The 22,372-nt window shown below is 35.5% G+C and carries 17 protein-coding genes; all 17 read right to left on the bottom strand.

From position 1 onward, the window contains the following. Nucleotides 1–155: 155 nt before the first annotated feature. The 17 genes from I589_RS00085 to I589_RS00005 all read right to left on the bottom strand — a co-directional run bounded on the left by I589_RS00085 (nt 156) and on the right by I589_RS00005 (nt 22,176). Nucleotides 156–803 (bottom strand): DedA family protein, encoded by a 648-nt coding sequence (locus I589_RS00085; protein WP_211215211.1) that lies wholly within the window; start codon nt 801–803, stop codon nt 156–158. 578 nt (nt 804–1,381) lie between these two features. Further along, on the bottom strand, nt 1,382–2,869 hold the full coding sequence (locus tag I589_RS00080; RefSeq protein ID WP_010770190.1) for a sulfatase-like hydrolase/transferase: 1,488 nt from the start codon (nt 2,867–2,869) through the stop codon (nt 1,382–1,384). 96 nt (nt 2,870–2,965) lie between these two features. Beyond that, a complete protein-coding gene (locus tag I589_RS00075; protein ID WP_010770191.1) occupies nt 2,966–4,348 on the bottom strand; it encodes a family 20 glycosylhydrolase in 1,383 nt (460 codons plus the stop codon). Beyond that, complete coding sequence (locus I589_RS00070) at nt 4,345–5,055, bottom strand: endonuclease/exonuclease/phosphatase family protein (RefSeq protein ID WP_010770192.1); 711 nt, start codon at nt 5,053–5,055, stop codon at nt 4,345–4,347. The genes I589_RS00075 and I589_RS00070 overlap by 4 nt, the downstream gene beginning before the upstream one ends. Nucleotides 5,056–5,435: 380 nt before the next feature. Next, nucleotides 5,436–6,350, bottom strand: coding sequence for a metallophosphoesterase (locus I589_RS00065; RefSeq protein WP_051100936.1), 915 nt, complete (start codon nt 6,348–6,350; stop codon nt 5,436–5,438). A 19-nt stretch (nt 6,351–6,369) separates the two neighbouring features. Next, nucleotides 6,370–7,314 (bottom strand): DUF7916 family protein, encoded by a 945-nt coding sequence (locus I589_RS00060; protein WP_010770194.1) that lies wholly within the window; start codon nt 7,312–7,314, stop codon nt 6,370–6,372. Nucleotides 7,315–8,086: 772 nt separating this feature from the next. Beyond that, nucleotides 8,087–9,724 carry an extracellular solute-binding protein gene (locus I589_RS00055; RefSeq protein ID WP_010770195.1) on the bottom strand — a complete coding sequence of 546 codons (1,638 nt, stop codon included), beginning with the start codon at nt 9,722–9,724 and terminating at the stop codon, nt 8,087–8,089. A gap of 462 nt (nt 9,725–10,186) precedes the next feature. Further along, the gene (locus I589_RS00050; RefSeq protein WP_010770196.1) at nt 10,187–11,659 is read right to left on the bottom strand and encodes a response regulator transcription factor; all 1,473 of its coding nucleotides are present in this window, start codon (nt 11,657–11,659) and stop codon (nt 10,187–10,189) included. After that, nucleotides 11,652–13,391 carry a sensor histidine kinase gene (locus I589_RS00045; protein WP_034684473.1) on the bottom strand — a complete coding sequence of 580 codons (1,740 nt, stop codon included), beginning with the start codon at nt 13,389–13,391 and terminating at the stop codon, nt 11,652–11,654. Before I589_RS00045 ends, I589_RS00050 begins: the two co-directional genes overlap by 8 nt. Then, nucleotides 13,387–14,001, bottom strand: a complete 615-nt coding sequence (locus tag I589_RS00040; protein WP_010770198.1) for a YesL family protein — start codon at nt 13,999–14,001, stop codon at nt 13,387–13,389. The genes I589_RS00045 and I589_RS00040 overlap by 5 nt, the downstream gene beginning before the upstream one ends. 100 nt (nt 14,002–14,101) lie before the next feature. Continuing rightward, nucleotides 14,102–15,568: an ABC transporter substrate-binding protein gene (locus I589_RS00035; RefSeq protein ID WP_010770199.1), complete on the bottom strand. Its 1,467-nt coding sequence runs from the start codon at nt 15,566–15,568 to the stop codon at nt 14,102–14,104. A gap of 22 nt (nt 15,569–15,590) precedes the next feature. Beyond that, nucleotides 15,591–16,511 (bottom strand): carbohydrate ABC transporter permease, encoded by a 921-nt coding sequence (locus I589_RS00030; RefSeq protein ID WP_010770200.1) that lies wholly within the window; start codon nt 16,509–16,511, stop codon nt 15,591–15,593. A 15-nt stretch (nt 16,512–16,526) separates the two neighbouring features. Next, entirely contained in the window at nt 16,527–17,474 is a 948-nt protein-coding gene (locus I589_RS00025; protein WP_034684189.1) for an ABC transporter permease, read from the bottom strand. Nucleotides 17,475–17,959: 485 nt separating this feature from the next. Continuing rightward, nucleotides 17,960–18,220 carry a hypothetical protein gene (locus I589_RS00020; RefSeq protein WP_010770202.1) on the bottom strand — a complete coding sequence of 87 codons (261 nt, stop codon included), beginning with the start codon at nt 18,218–18,220 and terminating at the stop codon, nt 17,960–17,962. Nucleotides 18,221–18,770: 550 nt separating this feature from the next. Beyond that, the gene (locus I589_RS00015; RefSeq protein WP_010770203.1) at nt 18,771–19,910 is read right to left on the bottom strand and encodes an ArgE/DapE family deacylase; all 1,140 of its coding nucleotides are present in this window, start codon (nt 19,908–19,910) and stop codon (nt 18,771–18,773) included. A gap of 354 nt (nt 19,911–20,264) precedes the next feature. Further along, nucleotides 20,265–21,725: a helix-turn-helix domain-containing protein gene (locus I589_RS00010; RefSeq protein ID WP_010770204.1), complete on the bottom strand. Its 1,461-nt coding sequence runs from the start codon at nt 21,723–21,725 to the stop codon at nt 20,265–20,267. Next, a complete protein-coding gene (locus I589_RS00005) occupies nt 21,703–22,176 on the bottom strand; it encodes a hypothetical protein (RefSeq protein ID WP_010770205.1) in 474 nt (157 codons plus the stop codon). The genes I589_RS00010 and I589_RS00005 overlap by 23 nt, the downstream gene beginning before the upstream one ends. Nucleotides 22,177–22,372: the final 196 nt, after the last annotated feature.

Below are 22,372 nucleotides of genomic sequence, written 5' to 3'. Positions count from 1 at the left end.
TTTGTTTTCCTGCTAACTAACAAAATGAATTATAAACTATTTAGTTTGTTTGTCAACAGAAAAACTAAATAAAATTCATCTGTCTTATTTTTTAGACAGAAAAAAAGGCATCACAGCGTTTTGTGATACCCTTTTTAAAGAAAAAATTTTCTTTTTTATCTGGCTTGTTCTGCTCTTCGTTGCTTGATATTCGTAATCAAAATAGGAATTAGCGAAATAAAGACGATAGCAAGAACAACCATTGAAAAATGCTCTTGGACAAATGGAATATTTCCAAAGAAATAGCCTGCACCTAGCCCAATAAATACCCATGAAAATGCACCTAATAAATTGTACAAAAGAAAATGGTTGTAATGCATCTTACTTGCTCCCGCGATGAATGGGACAAAGGTTCGGATAAAGGGCATAAATCGACCGAAGAAAATCGTTTTTCCTCCATGCTTGGTGAAAAAAATTTCTGCTTTGGTCATCTTCTCCTCATTGATGACTTTGGAAAGAAATCGATTATCCAATGCATTGTTTCCAAGCTTATTGCCAATATAGTAGTTAAATGAATCTCCTAAAACAGCCGCAACGACCATAATTCCAAATAAAAAGGTCAACCTTAACTCATTATTTGGTAAAGCAGCTAGTGCGCCAGCTGCAAACAGTAAAGAATCCCCTGGTAAGAAAGGAAATACTACTACTCCCGTTTCGATAAAAATAATTAAAAATAGTGCAAGATAAATATATCCGCCATAGCTACTCGTCATAGTAGCTAAATGTTGATCGATATGCATGATAAAATCAATCAGATGTGTCACAGCCTGCATTTTTTTCACTCCTTAAATTACTCTGTTCTTACTATAGCAAACCTCGTCGGAAGAACAAGAACTATTAAAAAAATTTAAAGGAACTTAAACAACGAGAGGCTGAGAGTGAGACATAACTATTTAAGTTATATCTCACCCTCGTAAAATCTTAATAAACGGCGGGAACAGAAGTAACTCATCTCCACTGCGTTTCGCTCTCAACAACTTCTACGCATGAGACATGCTAGAGTTGAAGGCTTCGAAAATAAGCTGAAATTCCCAAAGATTTGAGGAGCAATCTTCGTGAATTCCTTCTTATTTCTTGGAGCTGAACACTTCTGTCCCGACCTCACTCCGAGAACAGGTAGTGTACATTATTGGAAGTGAAACTTCGTGATTTGCAACACCAAATCATCTCTCCATCTTTTTCCTTCAGAAAGAATGTGTCGGATGCACAGAGTAGGTACGTCTCTTCCCTACTTTTATGAATATTTTACGAGATTGGGGTATAACTTAATTATGTCTCACCTTTTACCTTTCAGTCTCATTTCCCTTCGTGACATCTGTTACAACTATTTTTCCAGATATGCTTATCTTCTTCTCAAATATTGATATTCAAAAAGTAAATTGTCATTATTTTCTTTCATCCATTCTTCCAAAAGTTGTTGGAGTTCTTGCTTTCTCTCTTGAAAATCAGGATGATCAATCAGGTTGATTAATTCGCCACTATCTGTCGCTAAGTGATAGAGCTCATCAATATCCCCTGCATTAAAGACATATTTCCACTGCTTATAACGAAGCATTCGTTGAGAAAAAAGAATACTGCCAATCCCTGAACATTCGGTCACATTCACTTCTCTTAGGCTTTCCTTTTCTCCCGTCAAAATAGGTAAAAAGGAGGTTCCGTCTCGTTGATAATCTGTCATTCCTGCCACATCTAAAATCGTAGAATAAATATCACAGCTATTTACAAAAGCCGATTTACGTGTCATGGATACTTGGTTGGGTAACTTCACGAGTAACGGGATGCTACAGATTTCTTCATACATAAATATCGCTTTATCACATAGTCCATTATGAATACCTAATGATTCTCCGTGATCTGAGCTGAAAATAATTAATGTATTATCATATAACTCTTTCTCTTTTAAATACTCAATCAGTCGGCCAATTTGATAATCAATATGAGACATATTTGCAAAATAATGACGTATGTAAGGAATAAATTTTTCCCAACTTGTATCATTAGCACGCTTCACATCATGAATTTTTGGTTTATTTGGACTATCTCCCTGATAATTTTTCCAAGGCGGAATTGATTGTTCTCGATAGTTATTCAAGAATTCAGTAGGTGCATAATAAGGCTCATGCGGTCCCCAAAAGTTCAGTTGGACATACCATGGATTCTCTTGTTTTGAAAACCCGTCTATAATCTCCTTACTTCTTTCAACAAGATAATGTTCAATCGTAGTGTCCAGTCCACTCGTAATTTCTCCCGCTTGATGACTTGTATAGTTTCCTGAAATAATGTGTTCAATTTTTACTTCTTTCCCCTTACTAGCTAGGTACTCTTTAAACTGTGGATAGATGTAGCCGCCAAACCCATGCCCGGGAAAGTCATCGCCAGTATACCCCACTTTTGTAGGAACAGAAGCAGCATTCATCGCAAGCTCGGCAAACCCTACATCCCCCATATATTTTTGAATATAAGCATCCTGTCGCACATTCTGTGCCCCTGTTCCTAGATGCCATTTGCCAGTATAGCCAATTTGGTATCCTTCTTTTTGAAGGCGTCGGCTTAACAGCTCAGGGGAATCAGGCAGCTCCTGTACCATATTCCCATAATTATAGGAGTTGGTTAACATCCCATGATGCATAGGAAACAAACCTGTTTGCAGTGAGGCTCGAGCAGGTGTACAGATTGGACAAGTCGTATAAGCTTCATCAAATACCGTACTTTGGTTTGCCAGCGCATCTAAAACCGGCGTTTGACAGAGCCCCTGTTCATCATATATAGAAAGTGTATCTTTTCGCTGTTGATCGGTTAAAATAAATAAAATATTTGGTCTGTTTGACATTCAAATTCCCTCATTCATTGCGTACTTTTTGTATTTCTTTGTTCTCTGCTAACACATTTCTTCATTTTAGTCTCCTGTTGCCTCCTTTTGTTCTCCTCACGAAAGTTCAGTTGAAAAATAGGTTTGAAATAGACGAGCGATTTGTGTTTTTTCTGCAAAAACTGCGCCAGCTTCCTTTTGCATTACTGCCGCTAGTAAATAAGAAACATCATTAAACACTTCGTCTTCAGTCTTCGCCTCCGGTTTATCAGACCAAACAGCAAAACAAACTCCCGGTAACTGAGTAGGATACTCCTGCAATGACACTTCTTGATTTTGTGCATATCGTGTAGGCGTCCAGTCAGAAAGTATTTTTTCATACGTTGGGTAAGTGTACCCAGCATTTTCCCCTAAAACATAGTAGAAAAAATTGTCATTATAGTTCAACACTGTATAGCCTCTTTCAAGAAATGCGGTGACTGGCGCCATATTCTTATTCCATTTTGTCCAGTAGGTAATCTCTACTTTTTCCGACAGTCGTGCCTGCTCCGTTCTATTTACTCGGAAAAACCCGTCATTCCAAACTCTTGGGATAAAGCCTAATTGGCTCACTTTTTCTGCAGTTTGGTTCACATAATGAATAAACCCATCGATTGCCTGACCTTTTTCTCCATATAATTGCTTTCCATAAGCTGTAAGCTCAGGATACGCATCAATCTCATCAAAATCGACAAACTCATCTGCTCCAATATGAAAATAAGTACTTTCTTTAAACAGATCGGCATACTCTTCATAAATTCCCCATACGTACGCTACTGCTTCTTTTTTATCTACAGATAATGCGGAAGGTTCACATTCAATCGTCTCGTCAGAAAGTTGTTTTTTTAACTGCCAGTCAGGATGCGCCTGTAAAATTTGTGTTAGATGCCCAGGACTATCAAAATCAGGAATTATCTCTATGCTAGCCAATCGTGCATATTGAATTAGTTCGCGAACCTCTGCCTTTGTTAAATGATGGGAAGAAACAATTTCTGGATAACGTTCTGACTCAATCCGAAACCCTGTATTCTCTGAAAAATGAAGCTGTAAATAGTTAAACTGACATAAGCTCATGACATCAATAAATTGTTTCAATACTTTCTGTGAATAGAACTTTCTCCCCATATCAATCATAAAAATTCTTTCTTCTTGTGCATAAGAAAGAATCGTTTCCTCAGGTAGCGTTTTGCAAAACACTTGAACCAGTGCGTAACTAATTCCGTATTGAAGCTCAGAGACCGTTCGGGCACTCATAACTAAATTTTTGCTTGCTTGAATTAAAATTCGATTTGTTTCCAATTGTTCATTAAGAAGTAAATGAATCGTGGCAGTATCTTTTTTCAGCGAAATAGGTGCCTTCTTTTTAAACAGCTGTTGAATGATTTTTTTTGCTTGTTTTGCGACAAGCAGGCTTTCTTTTTGTGCTACGTAGATTTGTGGTCTTTCCATAAATTGGCTCATCGTGTGTCTCCTTCGTCTATCTTAATTTTTACTTTCAACAGATTATGGTCTGATAGCTGAGTCTCTATCATGGTAGTTTCGACTAATTCAATAGTGTTAGAAACGAGAATATTATCTATACTTGCCCGCTTCATGTTTTCATCTGGTTCACGAAACGTTTGCAGCCAAAGATTCCTTTGACCATTAGCTAGTTGATAGTCTTTTTTCAACAACTCCCATTCTTCTTCTGACTGATCCATATTAAAATCACCCATTATTACCTGGTTTTCCCCACCAATTACTTTCATATTTTGAAGTATTTCTTCACTTTGCTCTTGTCTAATTTCTATAGATTCAAAAGATAAGTGGGTATTACAGATAGTTATTACCTGGTTATTTCCTAGACGAATTTGTACAAACTGTGCCGCTCTAGGCTCTTCGCCAGAGGATAAAAAGCCGATTTCCTTGTAATTGATGACTGGGTATTTTGATAAAAGAGCATTCCCATAGTTTCCTGACTCAAAGGGCATTGCCTTACTAAAAAGCTGATAGCGATACTCTTCTCCTGCAAGTTCTTTTACCAAATCCCGTGCATTCCTCTTTGTCTGACAATCCACTTCCTGTAAGCCAATAATATCAATCTGGTGCTTATTGAATAATTGATTCATTCTTTCGGTATCTGGAATTCTGCCAGAAGCAATATTGAAGGTGGCTAATGTAAGCATCATTATTTCCACTATCCTTTTTATGAATTTTTCATTTCCCATGCGATGTTAATAGGTTGGCTACTATACCCACGAATAACAAAAAACTAAAGACAAATCCGAGAACAATAGATGTTAAGCTATAGATAACGAGTCCTTATAAAAATGAATAAATAAAATTTCTACTCATTGAAGCAATAGACATCTTTTTCTTCTCTTAGTGCACTATTAGTACGATTCCATTCATACCAACTGTTGAAGCCGTACTAGCTAGCAGAAATACCGACATCTGCCAATAAACAATCTAAGAGAAACAAACTGACCTTGTATTTTCCTTTAGTTTCTTTAGTTGTTACCGTCATTCGATTCATTGTTTTACACTTTTTATTTCTTATTCACTTTAACTATTTATTTTCATCGCTTTCTTCTTTGACTGAATAAAAAACCAGCTTTGTTTCTACAAATTCTTGCTCATTAAGAATAATTTTTCGATAACCTCGTTCAAAGCTGCTGTAAACGTTGTACCCGCCAATCACTCCATAATTAAGACCGACGCCCAGCCATTCAGAAGTAAAATTATTATCATGATCATGTCCGCAAAAAACAGATGCTTTGAGATTTTTTTCGATTAATGCTGTAAAAAATCCACTGTTTATATCTGAACAGCAAATTTCCTCTCTGCATTCGCCAGTTAAAATATTTTTCTTTCCCTCCTGATACTCAACTAATGGAATATGGAGAAAAACAAGTACCTCTTCCCCTTTTCCCTTGCTCATACATGTTTGATTAAACCAGGAAATTTGTTCTGGATATAAATACGCGTAATAATTGTCTGCTGGCTTATCTTTCATTCCTAACTCTTCCTGATTTTCAATATAATCACCGGAATCCAGAATAAACACTTGTTTAATAACTTGTTCTCCTTTTGAATCATAAATATCTAAACTTTCTGATTGTCTGTTTCTTACAAGCTGTTTGTTTTCTGGAATCACCCGATTATTCAATTGATTTTCCAATTCCCGAAGCTGTCCACGTGTAATTTTCCCATGTTCAGAATCGTGATTTCCATAGGTTATCACTACAGGTAGCTTCACTTCATTCAAAATAGCAATTAATTGCTCGTAGGCTTTTTTAGGCTCATACTCGCCATAGCACCAAACCTGATCCCCTGTTAAAATCAGTAAATCAAAATCATTGGTCTGTAGGCACGTTCTTAAGTGTTCTTGTGTCCTTAGCGTTGCTTCATTTGTCGGATACCCTAAATGCAAGTCAGTAAATTGTGCAATAGTAAAGGTGCCATCTTCGCGACATTTCAACATCATTTATCCCTCATCTTTCTTATCGATTAATTGACCTAGCCATGATTTGCATTGTATGCTTCATCCCTCGAATAGCTAGCGACAGAGCATAAATATTTTCCGCTGGAGCAACCCCGCTATAACCAGCATCTCCAATATGTTGAATATCTACCCCACACATTTTATTGTATAAGGCAATCTGCCGAATCGTATCTGTCGTAGCGCTTTCTTGACTTGTCCCAATAGCAGACATCGTCAGCATCCCTAATCGCTTCGCCAGCTTAACGGCTTTTTTCATCTCTTCTTGATCAAATCCCGGTACGGTTCCTACAGCAGGTAACAATAAGATATCTGCACCCGCCTCATGAAATGTTTGGATAGCCTCTTGCGTTACAATCGGTTCATCTACCCCTGCACTATGCATTTTCCCAGCAATGATTAATCCGTTGTAATGCCTCTTGCCAACACGGATTGCTTCACCAATTTCTTTATTTGTTACACCTGTCCCCGGATTTCCAGTCAGACAGATGAAATCAATTCCTAATTGCTCAGCTGCCGAAAATGTTTCAACGGTACTTTTCCGACCATCAGAAATGGTTACTTTTTCACCTAAGGTTTCTTGTACCTCCACCACAGGCTCCAAATTGATTCCAATGACTCGACCCGTCAACTCTTTTAATTCTTGTATTGGATTACGCGTATTTTTTGAAGAATCCGCCCACCAATCGAATGCTTCCTGCAAACCCACACCGGGTAACCCAATGACCACAGGATTCAGACAATCAAATAAATTTAATAGCAGCATATCTGCGCCAAATGCCGCAGCCAGCTCTGCATTAGTTGTACTGTCTGATGCAGGTGCCTGTACACAAACATTCTCACTCACAATCACTCGACCATCACTTGCCTTGATTGATTCAAAAAGCTCCTCTCGATTCATTTTTCGAATCTCTGAGGCAGTAGCACTAATTAGTCGTTTAACCATTTCTTTCCTCTTTTCTATCGATTTACTGCTAATTTTATCCAGATTTCCTAAAAGCTTAGTATATGAGTAATTACTTTTATTTTAGTGAATTCACCAGCATTCCAACTCCTATCACAATGATTGAAAAAGAGGATGAGCAAGAAGCTGCCTTATCGAAAAAAACAATAGAACGCTTTCATAAAACTATTCGTCTTTGTTTCTTTTCTACTCGTCTCATCCTCCCCTGTATATAGCTCATATTTCTTCATGTGTATATACCGTAAACGACTATGGAGAAAATTCCATATCCCCCTACTCAATTTTTTAACAAAGAGTTTTTGAATACTATTATTATAACACTTAGAGCTTCTACTCAGTTGACTTTCAAGTATCTTTTTTGATAAATTTCTGCACGTTTTCCTCTGTAAAATTTTCTTTTCTATTATCCATAAAATTATATAGAATTTTGAATAAATGTTCTGAGAATTTCTGATTTAAAAATGAATGACTCCTCTTTTTTTACTTTATATATCAATCTTTCATCTATTTTTCTTGTTTTATTATTTCCGTTGAAGCATTCATTTCTATTTACTTATTTGCGCCTTTGATTCTTCGTTAAACCAATCAGAAAAACGCAGAATCCTCTTTAGTGACGCCCCCTTCTTTTCTTACAAATAAAATAACTAGCAAGATAAGATAAATCACCAGACTTACACTCAATCCAAACCCATTAAACCCGGGTGTGACTCTCCCTAGCTTCTCCGTTTATCAGACTTCTTCTAATTCATGATTGTCACTGCTTTTCCCACCTATCATAGGTGGTTTGATAGACTTTCACATATTCATCTACCCCCATCGATTGAATTGTTTTAACGTACTTATCCCAATTGTCTAGTGGTTCGACGCCTGTGATGAATTTCGCCTCCATTTGCTCTATATAAGTTTGTAAATCTGTGGCTGTCGCTTGAACTTGATCTGATTCTTCATTGCTTAGATAAAGGGTTGGGTAAGCTAACTCGACATATGGCTTAATTTTTTCATCCGATTCTTTTTTTATAAACTCTGCAAAAGTTGCATCTGGCTCTTGATTGGCCTCTATTCGAATGTCGCTAATATCCGCTGGCGAAGAGAGATTGGGAATCGCTAGACCATAAGCTGGCGTTGCAGCAGCACGCCCATTCTCATATTGTGCGGGATCTACATCTTTTTGAGTGTGAACCCGAACTTTTTCTCCAGAATCGTTGGTTTCCCATTGCCAATAAGCTCCTTCTGGTCCATTTATCAGATAATCAGAACCTTCAGCCGAATAAAAATAATCGACCCAACGAAGGGCAGCCTCAGGTGAAGAGCACTTGTTTGTAATGGCAAAGGTCTCTCTGCCGATTGGAAGTCCCATTGGCAGCACAGGCTTATCTGCTATTTCTGAAGTTAAAGGTGCAAGCATTGGGTTATTCATCGAATCTTTTTCTGTCTGACCTGTAACAAAATAGGCTGTCCATGTTTGAAATGCGCCGATTTGATTACTCTGCCCTTTGGCTGTGAACTGTTCAACAGAAAGACTGAATGTCTCTTTATCTAGTAGTCCTTCTTTATATAATTTATTTGCATATTCAAGATACGCTTTATAATTTTCGGTCATGGGATAGTAACGAACGACTCCGTTATTCTCTTCAATACCATTTGACGAGCCTTTTATTCCAAATGCGCCCATCAGCCAAGTCCTAATCCTAAAATCTTTTGAAGAGGATAACGGGATTTCATCTGCCTTGCCATTTCCATTGGGGTCTTCTTCTTTAAATCGTTTCAAAAGGCGGTAGAATTCATCCGTTGTTTTTGGAAGCTCTGTTACATTCAGTGCTTCAAGCCAATCTCCTCTAAGCCACATAGGATTACTCCCCCAAATTGCGGAAGTACTTCTTGGAATCGTAGGAAGTGAATAGATATGACCATCTGGTGTCGTGATTGCTTTTTTCAAATTAGGATCCTCTTTTAATAACTTGGAAAAATTCGGCATATTCTCATCAATCATTTCTTCCAGTGCAACAAGAATTCCTTGTCCACCATAATCCATCTCCATTGCAGGTGTTAATGCAGTTGATCCTGGTGCAAATAAAATATCTGCTATGTCACCACTAGCAAAAGCTAAATTCAATTTAGTTGCAAAATCACTTGAAGGTGGGGTAGTGAAATCAAACTGAATATTTGTTTTTTTTGCATAATCCTTGAAAAAGGCCATATCTTTCCATTCAGCCATCCCGACATTGGGTCCCATCATAGACATCGTTAGTTTTTCTTTCACAATAGGAAATTCACCAGCAGTAGTTAACGTCACTTTTTGCTCCGTTTGTTCGTCTCTTTTATTATTTCCACAAGCCGTCAAAATTGTTCCACACGCCAACAAACTAATCATCAGTTTCCATTTTTGCTTCATCTTCTTTTTACTCCTTTACCTCATTTAATTTGCCCCTCTTTTTAACTCTGTGTGGTTTAACTTGGAATCACTTTAATTATCGTCTCATCGTCTCTTGTTCTCACTATGTGATTCTTAGCCTACGCTCGTTTTTCCAAAATGAATTCCTTGCTCTCAAAATAGAGATAGTTATCAGCAAAAAAAACGAGCGTAGGACATAACTATCTAAGTTATGCTCCACCCTCGTGAAATCTTAATAAATGGCAGAAAGACCTTCCATTCTTAAAGCGTCCCTCTTTTAGAGATTGTTAAGAGCAAAACGCAAAGGGAATGATTTTTTCTGTCCTACCCCTCATTTTCTAAAATCTTAACATGCGCTTTGTTTAAACTTTGGTAAATCTAAGGGAATATCTGATATTTATGAGAAGGAGTGTTTAGCGGATACATGCGAATTACTGTTTCTTTCTTGTTTTGGACTGGAAATCACTCTTTCTTATCAAGGGTTCCTCGCTCTATGGACTCTCTGTATTCTTTAGGAGAGACTCCGTACATTTTTTTAAACATTTTTGAGAAATAGGTACTGTTGTTATAGCCTATTTCATCTGCGATTTCATTGATATTTTTTTCAGAATGCAGAAGCATGCTTTGCGCTTTTTCCATTCGATGCTGATTTAAAAATTGCGAGAAGCTCCGTTTTGTCTCTTTTTTAAATAACTGTCCTAGATACATCACATTCAAATGAAGCTCATCTGAAATACGTTTAAGTGTTAGCTCCTCTTGATATTGCTCTTCTATAATCGCGAGTACCTTCTGAACATTCTCACTGTAAGCAACAGGTTCTTTTTGCTCATCAATAAGCTTTAACAATAATTTTTCCAACTCATTTACAGTCATTGCCTTATTAATCGTTTGAATGGTTGCGAGATACGACTCGTCATCTAATTGCCCCACTTGACGATAAATATCCATAAACAAAAGAAACGCAATATGCCGAACATCTTCTGGTGAAGTCCCCAACGTCAAAACTTCTTGAAAAACTTTCTGTACCGCTTCTTTTAATGCAGCTGGTTTATTTAATGTCACGAGTCGATTAAATTCAGATAAATCAATCAGGGAATCCTGACCACTCTCCTCTTGCGGCAATAAAATATGCGTTGTTTGCATACCATAAAATTGATGAAGCTGGTAGGTTTGGCGAATGAAACGATAAATTTCTGGAATTTCTTCTACTTCGTTTGTAGGCTGGCTTATACTCATTACCCAATTCGTTTCTAAAAAAAGTTCCTGCGTAAACCGAGTAAATGGTTCTATCGATTCCCCCTCTTGATAAACAATAACAAAATAGACCAGCTCACCTAGATTTCTGAAATAATAAAAAGGTTGATTTTTCCTGTTTAGCCACTCACTAAATTGCTTCCGATATTCTCTTTTAAATTGTCCTAAAATAACTCTCCAAGGACCAGTGGATTCTCCCAGAAACGTGAAAACTTCTTGTTCTTCTCCCTCATCTAGCTCTTCATTTACCCACTGGGAAAGTAAAAATTCACGATAGATTTCCTGCTGATTTTTTTGTTCGATTCGTTCTTCTAAACGCTCTTTTACACGCAACAAGCTCTCAATTAATTCTGTTTTGTTCACTGGCTTCATCAAATAATTAATGGCTCCTAGCTGCAGTCCGCTTTTTAAATAGTCAAACTCTTGATAGCCAGATAAAATCATAAACTCAAAGGTATACCGCTGATTTTGTGCAGCTTCAATAAACTCAAGTCCACTCATCTCCGGCATCGTTACATCTGTAATGACTAAATCAATGCTTTCTTTTTCTAAAATAGCTAGTGCATCCTTTGCATTCTCCGCTGTTGCAGCTATTTCAAATCCATAGTCCTTCCATGGAATAATTTTTGACAAGCCCATTAAAATCATATATTCATCATCTACCAGCAAAACCTTATACATTTGTTTCCACATCCTTTTCAAAAGAAATCTGGATTGTTAATCCTCCATCACTATTGTTTGAAAGTGTCATTTTGTAAGAAGAACCAAAATATGCACGCAACCGTTCATTCACATTTTGAAGACCAATAGATTGATACATTTGAATTTTGGGATAGCTCAAACGCTTCTCAATTTCCACCAGTTTTTCCTCAGAAATTCCTTTTCCATTATCACGAATTAAAATTTGAACAAGATTTTCTTTTTGAGAAGCTTTGATACTAATCGCATTATCTGTTCTCGTAAAATCAATCCCATGTACAAAGTAATTCTCAACCAACGGCTGGATAATAAATTTAGGTACTTGTAAGTTTTCAAGTTGTTTATCAATGGTAAAATGATAGGCAATTCGTTTTGGATAACGCATTTGATAGAGATATACATATTTCTCACAAAAATCCAGCTCTGCTTTTAAATTCGTCGTTTTCTCTTGATTCGTATTATTTCTAAGCAATGCCGAAAACGCATAAACAACCTCAGCAAGCTCTTCACTTCCTTCACTAATTGCATACATTCGAATATACTCTAACGTATTGTACAAGAAATGGGGATTAATTTGGGATTGCAATGCACGCATATGGGCATCCTGCTGTTTAATTTCTAACTTATAAATATCTTCCACATAGCGGTTGATACTTTTTAACATATGATTAATTCCTTCTGAAAGCTCTTTTAACTCATATTCTGTTTTATCCGTTTCAATCCGAACATCCAAATCTCCTTCAGATGCTTTTTCCATGGTATCCATAACCATTGTTAACTGATTGGAGTATTTCGTAAAAGTTCGAGACAACGTATAAAGTAGAATGCCATCCAGTAACAAAGCACCTAACACCAGGAAGAAAATATCTCTTGCCGTTTTTCGCAGAATCATTCGTTTATCTAAGGTGGCTAAAATTCGATACTCTCCATTTAGCTGTTGATATTCCACCAAATACTCATCATAAAACTGAGAGACTGGTACACTTGAATTCTTTTCTAATGATTGAGTTATCGTTTTTTCTTGCCAATCTGTACTTTTCTTTGGTAATTTTTCATCATGATAGGTGTATAGACGATTGTTTGTCGAAGAAATCATATACACAGACAATCCATCAAAAGAAGACAGGGTACTCAAGCTGTTTTCCAATCCTTCTTTTTCAAAGCCGATAAAAATACTTCCCCACTCCATACTGTTATGCAATATAGAAGATTTTATGTAAAAACCATTGTCTAGCTGCGGCGTTCCCTTGCGTATTTTTCCACCTTTGTCCTCTGCGGTTGACTGATAATAATCAGGAAAATCTTTCATTGTAATATAAATAGACGAGACATCCGAATACTCCGCATAAATGCCCTTAATCTGATCAGAAAACGAAACAAAATCAGGACTTTCATTCTGATGATCATATACAAACATTAAGTAATTAGAAATTGACAACGTCAAATAGGAAGTCACATTCTTAATTTTTTCGGGACTTCCTACTAGCTGATCTTTAATTAGTCTGTTTAAGGTGGTGCGGTCACTAGGCATTCGCATGGTATTCTGCAGAGCATCTTTTGTCGCAGCAACTGCCAGATTTTGATTTTGAATATACGTGTTCACACTAATGCCAATCATTGCAATTGTAATCAGAGAAACTAGAATCAACGCATATTTTCGTAGCAGTCGGTTTAACAGCGTCCCTGTAGAAAACAATACTTTAAACTGGTTAATCATTTGTCTCTAACCGTTCATCAATTAAAACACGCCATGTTTTTGTTGCATAGAAATTCCAAACCTGAATAATTGCAAATGTGCCAAATAAGATGAGCCCTTTATATTTCCATGTAAACCAGAGAATCACAGCGCCTCCGATGACTAGTTTTAAGAAATTGGTAAAGCTTGATAATGTTGAAATAAATGCCAGCTTGATTACGTTCTTTGCTGAAATTTCATATTGGCTGTCTAATAACAAAGTGTATTGATACGTTGCATAGGTATAGAGCAGAGCAAAAAGCAAAATAAAATCAACAACTAAAAATGTTAGCCCTTTAATTTGAACAGAAAGGTATAGATTATAAGCCAATACAGCAAAAATTCCACCATAGAACCAAAAAAATCCATTTCCTCGTTTAAAATTTGTTTTGAACAGCTTCCATCCTTCTTTAAAGGTAATCTCCTTGTATTCAAATTCATGGGCTGCAAACAATTCATTCACTGTTTTTAACGCAGGACCCACTCCAGCAAAAAATAATCCTGCTGTGCTGAATGCCCAGAAGAAAAGATTCAATTTTATTATGACCCATACGCGGATAAAAAATGCTTCTAGTGCTTTGCCTATCATAAGTCTATGCCACCTTCTTATTTGATAACCTTATTATACAAAGAACGGCGAAAGTTTGAAACCACTACGCCGTTCTTCATTCTAGTTACATGTGTTTCGTTTATTTACTTTCTTTCAAAAATGCATCAAATTGTTTTTGCATTTCTTCCAACACTTTATCATAGCCAGCGTTTTTCAATGCTTCGTTTAATTTAGGTAATGTTTCATCTGGGTCAACAGTCCCTGTATTTAAGCCATCTAAGTATTGGCTCATCACGTTAGAAATATTACTTACTTCTGCTTTCACTGAATCTGTGTTGAAGCTGAATCCTAAAATTGGAGAAACTTCTGCATTCTCAATTGATTCATCACGTGTTTTAATCATTTCATCTGTAATGCTTTCTTGAGTGTAAAGAATCGCATTGTTTCCTGTGTTCCATGCAGCCATGTGCATATTTGGTTGGTAACCATCTAATAATTTGATTTTTCCATCTTGTCCATCAATCTTTTCCCAAGCTTCGCCTTCAATACCATAAATCAAACCATTTAGTAACTCAGGATCACTATTTAATAATCCTAAAAACTCAACAGATTTTTCTTTGTTTTTTGATGTGTTTGACACAACAAAGTTGGCCATTTGTGCTTGTGCTGTTGATTTCAAAGGAACAGTAATTGCTTTAGAAACAAGTTCTTGATTTGCAGCATTTGTTAAAATTGTATCACCATAATCGTAAGGGCCTTGTGTTTCTCCACGAACGAACCAAGTGTTGCCTTCAAGTGGATAATCCGTATTGCTTGTTGCAGCATCTGCAGGAATTAGCCCTTGTTTGTACCAGCTATTCATCGTTCTTAATGTTTTGATAAATGATTCTGTATCATACTGATTTACAATTTTTGTTTTATCGCCATTTAAATCAACTGCAAATGGTTGGCCATCACCTAATGGATAGTCAAAATCACCTTTTGCTTTAAATCCCTGACCAATTGCAAAAGCTGCAATATTTGGTTCTTTTTTATGGAACTCTTTTAAAATTGCTTCTGCATCTTCATATGAACTGATTCCATCAATGGAAAGATTATATTTATCTAAATATTGTTTGTTGAATGTTAACATTTGTTGAGCAAACACATTCCCATTCACAGGAAATGCATAAAGTTTTCCATTCACTAAATTCCCTTTGATATAGGCTTCATCTAATTGGTCATAAGCATCTTTTGCATATTTCGGTGCTAGTTCTGTTAAGTCAGCAAATGCTCCTTTTTGTGCATTCGCTACATAATTATTTGCAAATGCAATATCATAATTTTCACCTGAAGATACGATAACGTTCATCTTCTTCTCGTAATCGCCCCAGCCAATATAGTTGATATTTACTTTTGCCCCAATTTTATCCTCAATGCGTTTATTCGCTACTTCTAACAATTTATCATAATTATCTGGTTTGTCACCGATTTGATACATTTGCAACGTTGTACCATCATCTGATCCTTTACTTGCGTCTTTGTCTTTCGAGTTTCCACATGCAACCAACGACCCTAAAAGTAAAGTTGAAAGACCAGTTAAAGCGAGTGTTTTCCACAATTTCATTTGTTTCATCCTCCTAAAATTTTTATTCTTTCACGCCGCCGATTGTTAATCCTTTTACAAAATGTTTTTGGAAGAAAGGATAACTAATTGCAATCGGTAGTGTGGAGATAACAACAATAGCCATTCGAGCTGATTCTCCTGGTACTGATGCGAGCCCGCCAGCTAACTGGCTGCCTGCTCCTGCATTTTGCGTTAAATACTGAATATTATTTTGAATTTTCACCAGTAAGTATTGCAATGGAACCAAGTTATCATTTTGAATGTAAAGTAACGCATTAAACCAATCGTTCCAGTAGCCTAAGGCAGCAAATAAGCTGATAGTTGCAATCCCTGGAACAGCTAACGGTAAAACAATTTGAACAAAGATTCTCAACTCACTTGCCCCATCAATACGTGCAGATTCGATGATTGAATCTGAGACAGAGCGTTTAAAAAATGTTCGCATCACAATGATATTGAACGGACTTACCGCCATCGGTAAAATTAATGCCCAAATGGTATCCTTCAATTGTAGTAAGTTCGTCATTACCAAATAGTTAGCTACCATCCCTGGTGAAAACAACATTGTAATTAAACAAAATACTGTGAAGAAACGACGGAACGGAAAGTTTGACCGTGAGATTGCATATGCATAAAGCGACGTCGCTGTACTATTAATCAATGTTCCGGCAACCGTTACAATAATTGTCACTATCAATGCTTGGAAAATTTTATCCTGCATTTGTCCGAAAAGATACGTATAGCCAAACCCGCTAAACTCTGATGGCCAAAAACTATAGCCATTTGCTGTCAAAGCGGCTTCATTGGTAACAGAAATCGCAATAACAAAGATAAATGGTAAGACACAAGAGATTGCAAATAAGGCAATCACAATATTTAAAACAAAGTTCACTGGCTTATTGAAGGAGCGTATTTGAACTTGCGAAACTTTTTTCTTTTTCATACTGTCTCCCCTTCTCTAAAATAGTGCAGATTCGCTATCATAACGACGAGCGATTGCGTTAGTAATCATTAATAAAACAAATCCGACAACAGACTGATACAATCCTGCGGCAGCTGTCATACCAAAGTCTCCAGTGGCTGTCAGTCCGTTAAAGATATACGTATCCAGTACCTGCGTTACCTCATACAGTGAGCCTGAATTTCTCGGCACATTATAGAATAACCCAAAGTCTGCTCTAAAGATATTTCCGACAGCTAAAATAGTTAAAATAGACATTAATGGAATTAACTGCGGAATGGTTACATTTTTGATTTGCTGCCATTTTGAAGCTCCATCCACCATCGCCGCCTCATAATATGTTGGGTCAATCCCCATAACAGAAGCAAAGTAAATGATACTGTTGTAGCCAATTCCCTTCCATGTTCCAATAAATACTAGGATAAATGGCCAATACTTCGGATCATTATACCAGTTAATCGCTGTTCCTCCGTGACTTACAATCCATTGATTGAAAATCCCTTTATCTGGGCTTAAGAAGGCGTATACAAAATACCCGATAATAACCCATGACAGAAAGTACGGCAGCAATGACATTGTTTGATACACTTTCACAAGTCGTTTATTTCTCAACTCACTCATGATAATCGCGAAAATTACAGAAATAATAAGATTTAACGCAATAAAGGTTACATTATATAGCACTGTATTTTTCGTGATGAGAAATGCCTGATCGGAAGAAAATAAAAACTTAAAGTTCTCAAAGCCCACCCATGGACTCTCTCTTAAACTGGCTAAAAAACCATCAGGTGAAATATGGAAATTTTTAAATGCAACAACATTTGCAAATACAGGAATGTAAAAGAAGAAAATCATCCAAATCATTCCAGGTATTGCCATTAAAATAAGTGCTTTAAATCGCCAGATATTACTAAGGAATCGTCCGATACCCTTTTTCTTATTCATCATCAAACCCCTTTCTATTAAACTTACACATCTATTTTAGCGCTTTCATCCATGAATAAGAATAAACAAAATATAGATAACTTTGAACAAACTATAGTTTTTTTCACAAAAAAAAGAAACAGGTTCAAAAAACTCCCCTGTTTCCTCTATACTTACTCGTATTTAATTTCTTCTTTTTAAGCTTTCTCTCGTCTTAAACATTAAGCTGCTAATCCCTGTATTTAAGCGGATTTATTTTCTTCATCTTGTTACTTATTAAAAATCAATCGATTTCACAAAAAAACTAACCAAATGAAATCAGATACTTTTCTATAGAAGGAACTCGTAAAAAACAAAAAAACTATGTACTTTGTGAATTTTTTTGAGTGTCTCACTGAAAAATCTCAATGCGCTTCAGAAAGGAATGTTCGCCAATTATCCTATTGAACTGAACTGTTTTCTCTGCCCTTTCATGTATTGATTCTCTATTCAGAAAGATAAATCTTTTACTTTCTCTGTCTGCCTTTTGATTTTTTTATAAAAAATTGTATCAGCCAAACAATCCCTGTTAATAGGGATAGAAGTATCACTCCTTCAAATAAAAGAATCATTGCCCATAAATTGTAGCCATATTTGAAAAACAGTCCCCACAAAATAGCCGATAGAAAAAGCTTCCCACCCAAACTTAATTTACGAACCAGAAACCAGTAAAGAAAGTCTTCGTTTCCCACTCTCGTATCCTTAAAATCCTGTATTAGTTTTTTCATGGACATATTCCTTTCATCATTCCTACACTTACTTTGAAAAATGACCTTATTTCCAGTTATCTACTATTTATTAATTTTCTTTAACTATACGTCATAAATTACATGGAAACTATCTAAAAATAAAATTATCCGGTATAAGTTCAGTTAAATACCAAATTCATACTAGCCAATTAGCTAATTAATTTACGTACAACTTTTAGGGTACACATTATTACTCTCTAAGTTATATCCTTACCTCGTAATAAAAAGCAACTTTTTTATTCATCTATTCAATCTGCAACTATAGAAGTTCTCCCTAAAATACACTCTTCTTGTTGATTTCAAGAAACCTTCTCTCCATCCACTCATTAGATTTCAAAGCATATAAAAAAGAGCCACACCATAACTCTAATAGTTATGTTCGGCTCTTCTAAAAGTTTAGCTCTTGCTTTCCTCCCTCTACTCATGGGACTTACTTGCCTTGAATAAGTGAAAGTATAGAAGCTAAATCCTTGTATCTAAAGACTTTGATTAGAAAATAAATCGTTCAAAAATAATTTTTCTGAGATAATTAATTTAAATATGCTTTTACAATAGCTTGATATTTATCAATCATATCTAGATAATTATCAATTTCGACATACTCGTCTACTTGATGTGCTGTTGAACTAACCCCTGGGCCAAATACAACAAAATCAAATTTAGTTTTAGATTTTGTGAACTCGGCTGCATCTGTTGTACCAGCTGCTGAGATTAATGGAAGAGGCTGGTCAAACTGACTTTGAATAGCTGTAATCAATTCTGAATGACTGTCCGCTTTTACTGGAATCTTATTATAATCTATAGATAAATCTAACTTATATTCTGTTCCTTTATTAAGGGTATCAACAATTTCTTGTAATACATTGATAATTTGTTCATTATCAAATTCAGGAATAGAACGGATATTTCCTTGGATTTTAGCAAAATTAGGAATACTATTCACTTGGTTTCCACCAGATATTACTGTTACATTGTGGATTGTGCGACCTAGTGTATCATTTTCGTACTCCTCAGATATTTTTTCCATCTTCTTATTAACTTCGCTGATGAAATTATTTAAATGATTTATGGCGTTGTATCCTAATTCAGGCATTGAACTATGCGCTTCTTTTCCATGAGAAGTAACAGAGTAGTTAATCGATCCCATATGAGTATACATTAGATTATAATTTGTTGGTTCGCCAATAATTAAACCAGTTAAATCATCTGCGTGTCCTAGTGTTGTTAACTGTTCAGAGCCAAGTTCTCCCACTTCTTCTCCAACAGTTGCTAATAGTTTGACATTGCCATTAAAAGCAGTTTGCTTTTCTTTTAATTCAATCATGGCTATTACCATAGCTACAAGACCACTTTTCATATCTGTAGCGCCGCGTCCATAGAGTTTATCATTTACGATTGTTGCTTCAAAAGGAGGATATGTCCACTGTGATTCATCCCCAGGATCAACAACATCCATATGACCTGATAACCCAAGAGTCTTTTTTGAATCCCCTTGACTGATTTTTGCAATTAAATTAGCTCGGTCATCTGAATAGTCTACGATCGTACTATGTATATTGTGCTCTTTTAATAAATTGGATAAGTATTCTGCTACTTTCTTTTCATTCCCATTAACAGATTTAATTTTGATTACATCTTGCAAAATGGCTATTTTTTTTGATTTTTCCATAGTTTCTCACATCTTTCTGTTTTCTTTATACTAATAATGGTACTCTTAAAAAAATAGCAGGTCAAATATTATAAATGACTCCCTTTTTGGCTAATCTTTTAGCCTGCTTCTCTGAGAGTAATGTTTGAGGTCAATGAAATTCATAAACAGAAACTAGCAGAAAATTTTAAACTGTGGCTTTAATTCTTGATTGAGTAGACACTTTTTGGGAATTTGCATATTATTGTAACCGATGTTTTTATTTGACTACAGCCGCATCCACTAGTTTCCATTCTATTTCTAGTTGAATTACCAAGTCCTAGTAATTTTTCAACTTATACGAATAGAGTATCTTCTATCATAATTTTTCCATATTCATTCTTTTGGAATAAGTGTTCTCTTTTCTTTACGCAACCTAGCTATATGGTTTGAAAAATTTCCCCAATCAATGGCCCTGGGTGGTGCGAGCCAAATAATTTGTGAAATCATTTCAAATTCCGCGAAGTAAATGTCTGACAAAATCAAATCTGTTTGTTCATCTATAGATTTTTGATAAGTAATATTTAACTCGAATAGTTTATTAATATTTCGAACAATCATTCGGTTGTAGATTTTTCCAAATGAAAAATCAATGTACAGATAAATAGGTTGAAGGAATTCTTGTAATGGAAGTTTATCTACTAATAACAACAAATAGTTATAGAAATAAAACTCTTTTCTTTTCCATATATGCCTCTGATTTTTTTTCCCCTCAATATATTCTTTACAAAAAGAAACATATTCAGGATAATTATCAACAAAATAATTTATATCTAGGTTCTTATCATATTCGATATTTTCCAATGTGAAATTTACTGTATAAAAATGAAATAACGCTATGCGTTTGTAATTTTTCTTTTTAAATTGCTTTGCAAAGGGAAATTTAGATTGTACGGTTTCTACAAATTCCAGACTATCCAGTTGGAATGATTTATCATTTACGAAGCCTAAATAGCCTCTGGATTTTATTATTTCCTCTCCCACTAGATAAGCTAGAATCTCATCCACTTCATATTCTATTCTCTTTTTATCAATCATTTTCATTTCTTTTTCCAACCACTCTCTTATCCATTTCGCATGTGGGCTTTCATTTAGATAGCTGGATGATACAATTCTTTTTTCCTCAGTGATTGTGTGCCCTCTTTCTATTCTAAGAAACGTAATATTTAAAAAGTGAAGTAATTTAAGCTTAGCATACTCTTGCATACCCATTTTTCTATGTTCTTGTACCGTTTTTAAAAAGTGAAGTGATTTTTTCACTATATTTTCAGGATATATAGATAACTCTTGATGCATTTGTTCAAATAATGCATGTAAAAAGAAATGACGCAGCTTTTTTTCATTACCTTCAAAAGTAAATTTCTTGGTTATCGTAAAGCTGAACTGTTCAAAAAATTTTCTCATTACTTTTAATTTTTTATAAACTGGAGAAAACGAGATGAAATTTTTATCTGCATAGTCATTTACAGACTGAAAGTTTTCAAATAAAAGTTCCAACATCATCGAGAAGGCCATAGATTTTTCTACATAAATCGTCTCTAGTTGTTTAGAAGTCCCTAGTCCATTTTCAAGCAGCTCTATCGTCGTATTTGTCTCTACTAATTCAAAATCTTCCACTAGTTCATACTGTTTAAAATCAGTGTTCAGCTCTTCCATCGTCCGATTCAGCAAAAATTCAGAAATCATCAACTCTTCGATAATCGTTTCTTTGTTTTCTTTTAGAAGAGGACGATTTTCCATATAGCGAAAAAAATCAATCTTTCGGATTTCCGTCTTATCTAAAAACATCTTGAACATTTACAATGACTCCACCTTCCGCTTTCTTCCCATAAAGTGCTGTTCCAGATAACAAATAGGATATCTCCGCTAGATAAAAAGTCGAATCGGAATTGTCTCCACCTGATTCATCTGGAAAATTGATACTTTTTTCAACAAAAATATTAGATGGAGTAAATAAAACTTTCTTTTCCATTTTTGGTGCAGACTTCTTCTTTTGCTTCACAGAATCATCTATGGAATCACTAGTTGAACTTACAATTGTTTCCTCTACAGTAGACGAACTTGTTTGATTTGTAGAATTTTGATTATTTACTTCCTGGCTAGTAGATGGTTCTCTAACCTCTGGTACAATCGTTTCTGATGGATTCAACGGATCATAAATCACAGACTCACTTTTCACTATTTGATTATCAAATGCTAGCATACCTAATAATATCGAGCTAAATAAAAGTGTCTGATATTTCCTCATGTTTATCCATCCTTACTTAAATTTTATTTCATCACTTCATTTGGAATCCATCCCGATTCTACCAAAGAGATTCGAAGTAATTCTACCTGTTGAAATGAGGTACAAATATAGTTGCTTATTTTTTTTTCATCCCAATTATAGGGAACAACAATTACTCGCTTAAATAATTTCTTTCCCTGACTAAATCTTACATAAT

Origin of the sequence: Enterococcus phoeniculicola ATCC BAA-412, from assembly GCF_000407505.1 — a bacterium.
GTDB lineage: Bacteria > Bacillota > Bacilli > Lactobacillales > Enterococcaceae > Enterococcus_K > Enterococcus_K phoeniculicola.
Note: the sequence above shows the minus strand (reverse complement) of the source record. Positions and strands in the feature narration are given on the sequence as shown.